Below are 10,688 nucleotides of genomic sequence, written 5' to 3'. Positions count from 1 at the left end.
GACTCAGGCGTCGAGGACGCGATGCGCCCCCGGCTCCTCCTCCGCAGACCTCGCGGCCCAGTCGTCCCACTTCGCCATGAGCTGGTCGATGGCGGCGTGGAACCGCGCCGTCGCCGCGCCCGGGGTGGTGTCGCCGAAGTAGTGGCGCACCCAGTGCTGGAGACGGGCCGTGGCCTCGGGATCGGCGCGCACGCGCTCCACCTCGGTCACGATGTCGGAGGCCGCGTCCACGGTGAGCCACTCGCAGGCGCCGAGGTAGCCGCCCTCGTCGATCTGAGCGCGCTCGTCGACGGGGCGGGTGATCAGGATCGGCTTGCCCGCCGCGAGGCGGTCGTAGACCATGGCCGAGATGTCGACGATCGCCACGTCCGCGATCGAGAGCTGCCAGCCGAGCTCCGGACCGTTGTCATACACATGATGAGCGGACGGATCCGCGGCGTTCGCCGCTGCGATCGCCGCGATGATGCGCTGATTCGCGGCGCCGAACTCCGGGTCCACCACACCGGAGCGCGGGTGCGGACGGTAGATGACCCGATGGCGGCCGGTGGCCAGCAGCCCCTCGACGATCTTCTCACCGTGCGATGCCACCGAGCCGTAGAACGCCGCCGGCCGATCGCCCTCCCAGGTCGGCGCGTACAGCACGACGGTGCGCTCATCGGGCGCGAACGGCAGTTCGCCCGAGTAGTGGTCGGCCTGCGGCCTGCCGATCTCGATCGTCCTGCGGTCGAGGTCGAAGTCCCACAGCGTGCGGCTGAGGCGGTCACGCGCCGCCTGGCCCGCGATGAAGGCGTAGTCGTACGCCTTGTACTGGTTGGTGGTCATGTACATCTTGTCGGACTCGCCGTGATTGATGAACACGTGCCAGCGCTCGCCGTAGCGGAACATCTGGAAGTTGCGCGTGTTCTGATTCACGTAGAGGACGATCCGGATGTCCTGCTGACGCAGGAACTTCTCGATGTCGCCGACGGTCGGCAGGAACGCCACGGGCAGTGCGCCATCGCGCAGAAGCGATGCGGCCCCGGTCGCCGCGCGCGACAGCACGACCACCGGATGCGTCGCCGACAGCTCGGCGAGAGGGCGGTACCACTGACGGATCTGGTACATGTTCACGTCGCCGTCGGCGAAGTACACGGCGATCCGGAACTCTCCCCGCGGCAGCGGTCCGCGAGCGCGCATCTCGTGCTTCAGCGCGACCTTCGCCTGGCGTGAGGAAACGGCCTTCTGGATCAGTGCGACGGCTTTCCCGAGGTCTCCGGCTGCCTTCTTCATGTCCCTGGCGATACCCACCGTCCCAGGGTAACCAGGGGTCCTGCGGGCTCCCCGTGACATGATCGACGAATGCGTAACGATCCCGCCCCCCAGGCGTCCGGCCCCGTTCCGCGGGCCGCGGCGAGGCGGGACGCCCCGGTCGAGGAAGCCGGATCCGGGGTCTCCTTCGTGATGCCCGTCCTCAACGAGCAGGCCTATCTGCGGCGTGCCGTGGAGACGGTGCTGGAGCAGGATGTCGACGGTCCCGTCGAGGTCGTGCTCGCCCTCGGCCCCTCGAGCGACGGCACAACCGAGCTCGCCCGCCAGCTCGCCACCGAGGACAGCCGGATCGTGCTCGTCGACAATCCCGCCGCCGACATCCCCGTCGGTCTGAATGCGGCGATCCGAGCCAGCTCCCACCCGACGATCGTGCGCGTCGACGCGCACTCCGAGCTGGCTCCGGGGTACACCAAGAGGGCCCTGGCCACCCTCGCCCGCACACGTGCCGGCAACGTCGGCGGCGTGATGTCCGCGGCCGGACGCACGCCCTTCCAGCGCGCCGTGGCCCGCGCCTACAACTCCCCCATCGGCCTGGGAGGCGGCGCCTACCACGGCGGCGCGCCCGAGGGCGAAGCCGAGTCGGCCTACCTCGGGGTGATGCGCCGCTCGGTGCTCGAGGAGGTCGGCCTGTTCGATGAGTCGATCCGCCGCGGCGAGGACTGGGAGCTGAACCTGCGCATCCGCTCAGCGGGCTACCGCGTGTGGTTCGACCCGACGCTGTCGGTGACCTACTGGCCCCGCGAGAGCTGGCCCGCCCTGGCACGGCAGTTCTTCGCCACCGGAACGTGGCGCGCCGAGCTGGTGCGCCGCTACGGCGCGCGCAACTCGATCCGCTTCTTCGCGCCGCCCGCCCTCGTGCTGGGCGCGCTGCTCGCGATCGTGGTGGGCGTCATGCAGCTCACGGGCGCCCTCACCGGCGGATGGGCGCTGCTCGCCTCCCTCGTCTACGTGCCCCTCGCGCTCTACGCCGTGCTGATCATCCTGGTCGCGCTGGGCCGGGGTGGGGGCACGGGACTGCGCGACAAGCTGTGGACCCTTGCGGTGCTGCCCACGATGCACCTCGCGTGGGGCTCGGGGTTCCTCGTCGGCTTCCTGCGCGGGGCGGGCGACACGGTCGACACCTCGCGCCTCGGCGGGCGCAACACTCCCCTGCCCTGACGCTCAGCGCGCGAGCAGACCCTGGTCGAAGATGCGGGCCACGACCCGCTCGGAGGCGCGGCCGTCCTCGCGTGCGTTGAACCGTGCGGTCCACTCCGCGTACCGCGTGGCGTAGTGGGCCGGATCCTCGGCGAGCGCCGCGATCAGCTCGTCCTGCGACGTCACGAGCGGACCAGGGGCGCGCTCGGCGAGGTCGAAGTAGAAGCCGCGCAGCTCGCCACGGTAGTGATCCATGTCGGGCACGAGGAAGTACATCGGCTTGCCGGTGACGCCGAAGTCGAACATCACGGACGAGTAGTCGGTGATGAGGGCATCGGCCGCGAGCAGCAGCGGCGCGGTGTCCGGATAGCCCGTCACGTCGATGACGCGTGCGCCCTCGGCGTCCTGGCCCGGAATCAGGGTGCGCGAGTGCCCGCGCACCAGCACAACCGATCCGGTCTCCTGCGCGAGCTGCTCGGGATCGAGGAAGTCGACGATCTCCTGTCGGTCATCTCTCCACGTCGGGGCGTACAGCAGCACCTTCTCGCCGGGCCGGATCCCCAGCTCGGCACGCACCGTCGTGGCGTCACCCGTGGTGAGCACGTCGTTGCGCGGGTACCCCTCGATCCACACGGGCCTGCCGAGGAAGGCATAGGCCTTGCGGAGGATGCGCGCGGCGTACGGATTCTGAGCCAGCAGCACGTTCCAGCGGCGAGACTCCTTGATCACCGCGCCGATGCGGCGCGGATCGAAGCCGGGACGGTGCAGCGCCAGGCGCTTGAGGGGTGTGCCGTGCCAGGTCTGCAGCACCCGCTGGCCCGGACGCGCGACGTAGCGACGGCGGAGCCAGTCGTTGACGACCAGCAGGCGCGCCGCGCTGCGGGCGCGCCACCACTCCGGGCTGCCCTCGATGACGGGGATCGCGCCCTCGGGCACCTTCACCGAGAGATCGACCACGCTCCAGTACCGGATGACCCCCGGCGCGACGCGCGCGAGCTCGCGGTCGATCGCGAGCGGGTTGCAGCCGGCGACGCGCCCGTAGAAGCTCTCGAGGAACACGGCGTTCTCGAGCGGCGCGACGTGCGACGCATAGCGGTGCTCGAGCGCGGCCTGGGCGTCGGCGGTGTCATAGGCGGGGTCGACCGGCGCGCCCACCTCGAGGCGGTCTCCGCGCAGGGCCGCCCGCAGCCCGGGAAGCACCTTCAGAGCCACCTGGGCGTCGACGTCGACCCCTTCGATCTGCACGCGGTACTCCCCCGACGGCAGGGGAAGCTCCGGACCGCCCCAGCGCGAGGCCACGAGCGGCAGCCGCACCGTCCAGGTCTTGCCGCCGCCGGTGATCCGGGCCCGCGTCTGTGCGCGGCGCCCCGTGAGCGTGGCGGAGAGGGGCTTCGGTCCGGTGCCCCGGATCACCAGGGCCTCATCCTCGAGGCGGGCGCCGGCGAACGCCGGGGAGGTCTCGGGGGTCGTCATCGACTCGCCTTCCGTCGAGGGGACGCGCTCGCGCGCGCAGAGATGACCGCGTAGACGCGCTGAGCGGCGCGGCCGTCACGGAATGCGTGCACGTGATCGCTCACACGGCGAGCGCGCTCTGTTCTGTGCGCCACGACCTCGGGGTCGCCGAGCAGCGCATCGAGCTGCGGCACGAGCTCACCCCAGGTCGAGGCCGCGTCGTCACCCGCGATGTCGCGGTAGGCGCCGTAGAAGCCGCGTCGCCGCGAGTACTCGGCGACGTCGGGTGCCAGGTACAGCACGGGAAGCGGCACGAGAGCGGTGTCGTAGGCGAGCGACGAGTAGTCGGTGACGAGCGCGTCGAGCCCCGACAGGGCGGGCGTGATGTCGCCGAGCACGTCGGCTCCGAGCTCGCGCACCCGCGTCACGTCAGCCGGCGGCGCGTACTCGCCGGCCCCGAGGCGGTGCGAACGCACGAGCAGCACGGCGTCTCGACGCCGAAGCACCTCGTCGATGGCCCGCCAGTCGTCATCGGACGGCACGGCCGGATCCGCATCGCCGTCGCGCCAGGTCGGGGCGTAGAGGATCAGCGCGGAGCTGTCGGACAGATCGGGGATGAGCCGCTGCAGAAGGCCACGAGCGTCGCGCCGTCGCTCCTCCGCGGTGCCGCGGGAGAGCACGTCGACGCGCGGCTCTCCGGTCACGACGATGCGGTCGTCGGGCACACCGAACGCGGTCTCGAGCCGTGCACGCACGAGGTGCGATGCGGCGGGCAGCACGTCGATGCGGCGGTTGGACATCCGGTACAGGATGCCGAGCGCACGGCTGACCAGATCGGTCGCGAACGGAACGGGGCTGCGCAGCGTCTCGGGCGCATCCAGCCCGATGCGCTTGAGCGGGATGCCGTGCCACAGCTGCGCGATGACCACACGACCGCTGAGGGCGTAGGGGTTCACGTCGCCGAGGCCGTACGCGACCACGATCACGCCCGCCCGGGCCGTCGCCCAGAATCCCGCGAGCGACGACTTCGCCTTCGTGGGGATTCCGAGCCGGCGGGCCTCAGCCTGCTCGGCGGGGTCGTCGGTCAGCCACATCGCGTCATGCCCGTGCGCGTGCGCGACACGCCAGACCTCGAGCGGCCCGTCGCCGATGCCCGCGCCGCAGCCGAAGACCCAGCGCTCGCCGCGCGGCACGACAGCGGTGACGAGACGACCGAGCGCGTACAGCGGCAGCCGCGCGATCTTCCGCGCATTGCCCGCGCGGAACGAGAAGGAGGCCACCCCGTCAGCCTAGACGGGGTGGCCTCCTGCGCCCTGCGGGACGCGGTTACTGGGTGAGCTGGCCCAGCGTCACCTCGACATCGCGGCTCCGGCCGTCGCGCACGTAGGTGACCGTGGCGTCGCTCCCACCCGCGACCGCACGCACCTGCGCGGTGAGGTCGACCGCGTTGGAGATCGGCACGCCGTTGAACTTCGTGATGATGTCGCCCTTCTCGAGGCCGGCGGCCTCGGCGGCGCCGCCGTCGGTGACCTCGGCGATCAGCGCGCCCGCGACGGTGGCGTCCTCATCGGCGATCGACGGCTGCACGCTCGCGCCCAGCAGGCCGTGCGTGGCCTCGCCGTTCTCCTTGAGCTCGTCGGTGATGCGCTGCACGATGTTCGACGGGATCGCGAAGCCGACCCCGATGGATCCGGACTCCTCGCTTCCGCCCGACGACGCGATGGCGACGTTGATGCCGATCAGACGTCCCTTGGCGTCGACCAGGGCTCCACCCGAGTTGCCGTGGTTGATGGCCGCGTCGGTCTGGATGACGGCGATCGAGATCGACTGGCTCGGCGTGCCCTGCTGCTGCGGCTGGCCGTTGTCGAAGCGGAAGGGGCCGTTCTGGTCATCCGGATCCGGCTGGGCCTGGTCGCCCGAGTCGGGCGCGGCCGACGACGCGATCTCGATGCTGCGGTTGAGCGCGCTCACGATTCCGGTGGTCACCGTGTTGGAGAGCCCCAGCGGAGCGCCGACGGCGGCGGTCGTGTCGCCCACGTTGAGCTTCGACGAGTCGGCGAACTCGATCGGGGTGAGGCCGGATGCGTCCTGCAGCTTGATGACCGCGAGGTCGTACGTGGGGTCGGTGCCGACGACCTCCGCGCTGAAGATGCGCCCGTCCGACGTCGTGACGCGGATCTGCGGGTCGGCGGTGGAGCCGCCGAGCGTGACCACGTGCGTGTTCGTGACGACGTAGCCGTCCTCGGTGAGGATGGCTCCGGATCCGGATCCCGCCTGGTTGTCGCCGCTCACGTCGATCGTCACGACGCTGGGGAGCACCTGGGTGGCGATCGCGGTGGCCTCGTTGACCGAGCCCGGGTTGTTCACGGTGATGCTCGAGGGCCCGGAAGCGGCGCTGGGCGACCCGGCCGGTCCCGACAGCTGATCCCACAGCGCCGAGCTGCCCACACCCGCGGTGCCGCCGACCAGCGCGGCTGCCACGAGAAGCGCGGCGACCTTGCCCGCGCCCTTCTTGCGCGGCGCCTTCTGCGCGGCATCCTGCCCGTTCCACGTGTGCGGCAGGGGCTGCGTGGCTCCGTACATCGGCGTTGTGGGCTGGTGATCCGCCGGCGCGCCGTGGTGCGCGCCCCGTCCGAATCCCTCGCCCGTGTAGACGTGGTGCGGCTGCTGCGGCGCCTGCCCGTAGGAGGCGTGCGGGCCGGGAGCAGCGAACTGCTGGGCGCCCGGGTGCTGCGGCGCCTGCGCCGCCGACGGCGGCAGCGGCGGGCGCGGCGGAATGGGCAGGTCGGACGGAGCATTGTGCTCCGCCGCGGTCTGCGGGGTCGTGCTGTCGGCGGAGGCGCCCTCAGGCTGGACGCTGTTCTCGTCGGAACGCTCGGTGTTCATCGCTGCTCCTTCTTCCAAAGCCCTTACAGCGTCGCGCCGCATCCTTTGTGCTTCCTATGACGACGGTAAGCCTGAATTGTGACTTCGTGACGCGGCTAGCCTGACGGAATGCAGAACATCCCCGGCGGCTGGCGCCGCACCGCAGCGGGCGCGGGCCTCCTCCGCGCCGACGGATCGGTCGCGAGCACCATCTTCGCAGAGATGAGCGCCCTGGCCATGCGCACCGGAGCCCTCAATCTGGGCCAGGGATTCCCCGATGAGGACGGGCCCGCGGAGGTTCTCGAAGCCGCCCGCGAGGCCATCGCCACCGGGGCGAACCAGTACCCGCCCGGCCTCGGGATCCTCGATCTGCGGGAGGCGATCTGCGAGCATCAGCACCGCTTCTACGGCCTCGACATCGACCCCGCGACCCAGGTGGTGGTCACCGCCGGGGCGACCGAGGCGCTCGCCGCGGCGCTCCTCGCGTTCGTGGAGGGTGCGGACGACGAGGTGGTCGTCTTCGAGCCCTACTACGACTCGTACGCCGCCTGCGTCGCGCTGTCGGGCGCCACGCTGCGCACCGTGCCGCTGCGCTTTCCCGACTTCCAGCCGGATCTCGACGAGCTCGCCTCCGTCGTGAACGAGCGCACCCGGATCATCCTGGTCAACAACCCGCACAACCCCACCGGTGCGGTGCTGGAGCGCGCCGTGCTCGAGGAGGTCATCCGTCTCGCGCACATGCACAACGCGATCATCGTCACCGACGAGGTCTACGAGCACCTCACGTTCGGCGTCGCGCACACCCCCGTGGCCACCCTGCCGGGCGGATGGGAGCGCACGCTGACGATCTCGTCGGCCGGAAAGACGTTCCGCACGACCGGGTGGAAGATCGGCTGGTTCACCGGTCCCGCGGAGCTGGTCACGGCCGCGCTGACGGTCAAGCAGTACCTCACCTATGTGAACGGGTCGCCGTTCCAGCCCGCGATCGCCGTGGGGCTGCGACTCCCGGACACGTTCTTCGCCGGCGTGCGCGCCGACATGGCGCACAAGAAGGATCTGCTGGGCACCGGACTGCGTGCCGCCGGACTGGCCGTCTCCGAGCCGCGCGGCTCGTACTTCACGGTGGCGGACGCCGCCTCGCTGGGCGCGACCGATGCCGACGAGTTCTGCCGCGGTCCGCTCGCCGAGGCCGGCGTGGTCGGGATCCCGATCACGGCGTTCGTCTCCCCCGCCCGTCGCGCCGAATACGCGACGCTCGTCCGCTTCGCGGCCTGCAAGCGGGTCGAGGTGCTCGACGAGGCGGTGAAGCGGCTCCGCACTCTGCGCTGACATCGGTCGCGCGGCCCGCTGGGCGGTCGCCGCGCACAACGTCAGTCGCGAGGCAGCACGCGATAGCGGCGCAGCTCCAGCGCGGGGTTCACCCGGCGCACGTTGGCGATCGTGTCGTGGTCCGCCCACGCCACGGCGACGTCGGTGCCGGTGCCGATCTGTGCGACCGTGACGCCGAGGGGATCGATGACGGCCGAGTGGCCCACCCCCAGAGTGGGCGGGTGATCCGCGGCCGCGACGTACATCGTGTTCTCGATGGCGCGTGCGGCGAGCAGCGTGGCCCAGGCGTGCTCCTTCAGCGGGCCGCGCACCCACTCGGCTGGCACCAGCGCCACGTCGGCCCCGGCGTCTGCGAGCGCGCGAGCGACCTCGGGGAAGCGGAGGTCGTAGCAGGTCATCAGCCCGAACGTGAGGCCGGCGATCTGGAAGGTCTGCGGCGGCGTGAGCTCACCCGGCTCGACCCAGTCGGACTCCCGCTGGCCGAAGGCGTCGTACAGATGCTGCTTGCGGTACGACGCGACGACTCCGGATCCGTCCACGGCGACGACCGTGTTGCGCACGCGCGATCCGCTCTCGGCCTTCTCGAGCAGACCGGCCACGAGATGCACGCCCAGTTCGCCGGCGAGCGCCGCGAGGGTCTGCACGAAGGAACCGTCGAGCGGCTGCGCGTTCGAAGCCAGTGTCGTGTCGAAGGGGTCGACGAAATAGCTGGAGTACTCGGGGAACACGACGACCGACGCCCCGCGCGCGACGGCGCGCCGGGCGAGGCGGTCGATCTCGGCGAGGTTCGCTGACGCGTCGGCCGTCGGCGCGAACTGGGCGACGGCGATGCCGAGGGCGCGGGATCCGGATCCGGTCGTCACCATGTCAGTCGCACCTGCCGTCTCTTGAGCACCAGCGGGATGACGAGCCAGAGCGCGAGCACGATCACGGCGAGGCAGGCGGCGACCGCGGCGGCGACGGCCGTGCTCACCATGAAGTCGAACACAAAACCCACCACCCCCACGAGCAGCACCGACACCACGGCGAGCGCCGTGACCAGCGCGACGTGGCCGTAGGCGACGATCGTGCCCTTGGCGCCCTCCCCGAACAGGATCCGATGCAGCGCCACCGGCGCGAACGCGATGATCGCGCTGAGACCGGCGAGCACTACGAGGACCAGGTAGAAGACCTTCTGCCCCCGGGTGAGATCGACGAAGGTGGGCTGGAACGCGAGCGCGAGCAGGAAGCCCGTGAGGATCTGCGTGCCGGTCTGCACGACGCGCAGCTCCTGCAGCACGTCGTTCCAGTTGCGATCGAAGCGCTCGGCGGGCGTCTCGTCTCGCATCTCAGTGGAGGGTTCATCCCCGGTCATGGGCCTATCCTCCCGCCGCGGAGCACGCGCGGGCAAACCACGCCGGAGAGGTTGCGGACGGGCGCGTGCGGTGGCAGGCAGAGATAAAGCCCGGGTCCGAGCGTCGCACGGGTGGCTTCGCTCGGATCCGGGCTTGCGGATCGCGGGCTCCCCCTGGAGGCGCGATCCCAACGGCCTGACGGCCGGCGCGACGCCAACCCCCCGGTCGACGACGTGCAGATTCAGCGTGTCACGCCGACCTATGAACTCACAGGGTGAGAACTACCCATGCCGCGGGGGCACCTGCTCAGCCGCGGTCCGCGCGGGCGCGCAGCGCGTCGATCACGCCGATCATGTCGAGGCCGCCCCATCCGGCCTCGACGGCGTCCTCGTACAGCGAGCGGCTGGCGCTCGTGAGCGGATGCGCCGCGCCCGCCGCCTCGGCCGCCCGCTCGATGAGGCGCGCATTCTTGAGCACGTCGGCCAGCGCCGCCTGCGGCGAGAGGTCGCTCTCGGTGAGCTTGAGGGCCTTGCCCTGCGACACCACCGACGCCATGGGACCGGCCGCCAGCACGTCGCGCAGGACCGCGAGGTCGACGCCCGTGCGCTCCCCGATATGGAACGCCTCGGCAAGGCCCGTGACCATCGTGACGAGGAACGTGTTCACCGCCAGCTTGGTGGCGAGTGCCTCGGGAACGGCGCCGCAGCGGAAGCGCTGCCCGCACATCGCGTCGATCAGGGGCTCGACCCGCGCGATCGCGTCATCGGATCCGGCGATCATCGCCACGAGTGTGCCGGCGACGGCCGGCCCCCGAGACCCTGACACGGGTGCCTCGACGTACTGACCGCCGACGGCCTCGACCTCATCAGCGAGCGCCCGGGAGAACGCGGTCGTGAACGTGCCCATCTGCACGATCGTGTGTCCGGCGACAAGGTGCGGGAACTGATCCGTGCCGCGCGCCAGCACCGCGTCGACCGCCTGCTCGTCGCGCAGCATCAGGATGACCGTGTCGACCTGCGCGAACAGGTCGGCGACGCTCTCGGCCGCACGAGCGCCGGCGGTCACGGCGTCCTCGACGGCGGTGCGGCTTCGCCCCCACACGACCACATCGAAACCGCGCTTCGCGAGGTTCGCGGCCATCGGCGCGCCCATGATCCCCAGCCCGATGAAACCGACCCTGCGCTGACCCATGCGATCGACCCTAGGCCCGCCTGGCGCGCCCACGCCGCGAGTCCCGTGTCCACGCAGCCGGACGCGCGGGTC

At 71.2% G+C, this 10,688-nt stretch carries 9 protein-coding genes; 2 read left to right on the top strand and 7 right to left on the bottom strand.

Features of this window, described 5'->3' with window-relative positions:
- Window positions 1-3: 3 nt before the first annotated feature.
- Window positions 4-1,269: a CDP-glycerol glycerophosphotransferase family protein gene (locus tag J5V96_RS12690; RefSeq protein ID WP_208500596.1), complete on the bottom strand. Its 1,266-nt coding sequence runs from the start codon at window positions 1,267-1,269 to the stop codon at window positions 4-6.
- 69 nt (window positions 1,270-1,338) lie between these two features.
- Here J5V96_RS12690 and J5V96_RS12685 point away from each other — a divergent pair, with 69 nt between their 5' ends.
- Window positions 1,339-2,466, top strand: coding sequence for a glycosyltransferase family 2 protein (locus tag J5V96_RS12685; RefSeq protein ID WP_208500050.1), 1,128 nt, complete (start codon window positions 1,339-1,341; stop codon window positions 2,464-2,466).
- A 3-nt stretch (window positions 2,467-2,469) separates the two neighbouring features.
- On the opposite strand, the gene J5V96_RS12680 is transcribed toward J5V96_RS12685, so the two are convergent.
- Genes J5V96_RS12680 through J5V96_RS12670 form a run of 3 tightly spaced genes read right to left on the bottom strand, consistent with a single transcriptional unit; the run spans window position 2,470 to window position 6,783 of the window.
- Window positions 2,470-3,918: a CDP-glycerol glycerophosphotransferase family protein gene (locus tag J5V96_RS12680; protein WP_208500049.1), complete on the bottom strand. Its 1,449-nt coding sequence runs from the start codon at window positions 3,916-3,918 to the stop codon at window positions 2,470-2,472.
- Window positions 3,915-5,177 (bottom strand): CDP-glycerol glycerophosphotransferase family protein, encoded by a 1,263-nt coding sequence (locus J5V96_RS12675; protein ID WP_208500048.1) that lies wholly within the window; start codon window positions 5,175-5,177, stop codon window positions 3,915-3,917. Before J5V96_RS12675 ends, J5V96_RS12680 begins: the two co-directional genes overlap by 4 nt.
- A gap of 46 nt (window positions 5,178-5,223) precedes the next feature.
- The gene (locus J5V96_RS12670) at window positions 5,224-6,783 is read right to left on the bottom strand and encodes a S1C family serine protease (protein WP_208500047.1); all 1,560 of its coding nucleotides are present in this window, start codon (window positions 6,781-6,783) and stop codon (window positions 5,224-5,226) included.
- A gap of 108 nt (window positions 6,784-6,891) precedes the next feature.
- Between J5V96_RS12670 and J5V96_RS12665 the strand changes: the two genes are divergently transcribed.
- Complete coding sequence (locus J5V96_RS12665; RefSeq protein WP_208500046.1) at window positions 6,892-8,091, top strand: aminotransferase class I/II-fold pyridoxal phosphate-dependent enzyme; 1,200 nt, start codon at window positions 6,892-6,894, stop codon at window positions 8,089-8,091.
- Window positions 8,092-8,132: 41 nt separating this feature from the next.
- Here the strand turns inward: J5V96_RS12665 and J5V96_RS12660 are convergent, their stop codons facing one another.
- The 3 genes from J5V96_RS12660 to J5V96_RS12650 form a co-directional block, all read right to left on the bottom strand.
- Window positions 8,133-8,957 carry a carbon-nitrogen hydrolase family protein gene (locus J5V96_RS12660; RefSeq protein WP_208500045.1) on the bottom strand — a complete coding sequence of 275 codons (825 nt, stop codon included), beginning with the start codon at window positions 8,955-8,957 and terminating at the stop codon, window positions 8,133-8,135.
- Entirely contained in the window at window positions 8,951-9,445 is a 495-nt protein-coding gene (locus J5V96_RS12655; RefSeq protein ID WP_208500044.1) for a DUF6328 family protein, read from the bottom strand. Before J5V96_RS12655 ends, J5V96_RS12660 begins: the two co-directional genes overlap by 7 nt.
- Before the next feature lie 286 nt (window positions 9,446-9,731).
- The gene (locus tag J5V96_RS12650) at window positions 9,732-10,616 is read right to left on the bottom strand and encodes an NAD(P)-dependent oxidoreductase (RefSeq protein ID WP_208500043.1); all 885 of its coding nucleotides are present in this window, start codon (window positions 10,614-10,616) and stop codon (window positions 9,732-9,734) included.
- Window positions 10,617-10,688 lie beyond the last annotated feature (72 nt).

It is taken from the genome of Microbacterium stercoris, assembly GCF_017592545.1.
Taxonomy (GTDB): domain Bacteria; phylum Actinomycetota; class Actinomycetes; order Actinomycetales; family Microbacteriaceae; genus Microbacterium; species Microbacterium stercoris.
This window is presented reverse-complemented; position numbering and strand designations above follow the sequence as displayed.

Excerpts from the sequence above, each read along its gene's own strand:
- J5V96_RS12690 (WP_208500596.1), bottom strand. The coding sequence starts at position 1,269 with ATGAAGAAGGCAGCCGGAGACCTCGGGAAAGCCGTCGCACTGATCCAG.
- J5V96_RS12685 (WP_208500050.1), top strand. The coding sequence starts at position 1,339 with ATGCGTAACGATCCCGCCCCCCAGGCGTCCGGCCCCGTTCCGCGGGCC.
- J5V96_RS12680 (WP_208500049.1), bottom strand. The coding sequence starts at position 3,918 with ATGACGACCCCCGAGACCTCCCCGGCGTTCGCCGGCGCCCGCCTCGAG.
- J5V96_RS12670 (WP_208500047.1), bottom strand. The coding sequence starts at position 6,783 with ATGAACACCGAGCGTTCCGACGAGAACAGCGTCCAGCCTGAGGGCGCC.
- J5V96_RS12665 (WP_208500046.1), top strand. The coding sequence starts at position 6,892 with ATGCAGAACATCCCCGGCGGCTGGCGCCGCACCGCAGCGGGCGCGGGC.
- J5V96_RS12660 (WP_208500045.1), bottom strand. The coding sequence starts at position 8,957 with ATGGTGACGACCGGATCCGGATCCCGCGCCCTCGGCATCGCCGTCGCC.
- J5V96_RS12655 (WP_208500044.1), bottom strand. The coding sequence starts at position 9,445 with ATGACCGGGGATGAACCCTCCACTGAGATGCGAGACGAGACGCCCGCC.
- J5V96_RS12650 (WP_208500043.1), bottom strand. The coding sequence starts at position 10,616 with ATGGGTCAGCGCAGGGTCGGTTTCATCGGGCTGGGGATCATGGGCGCG.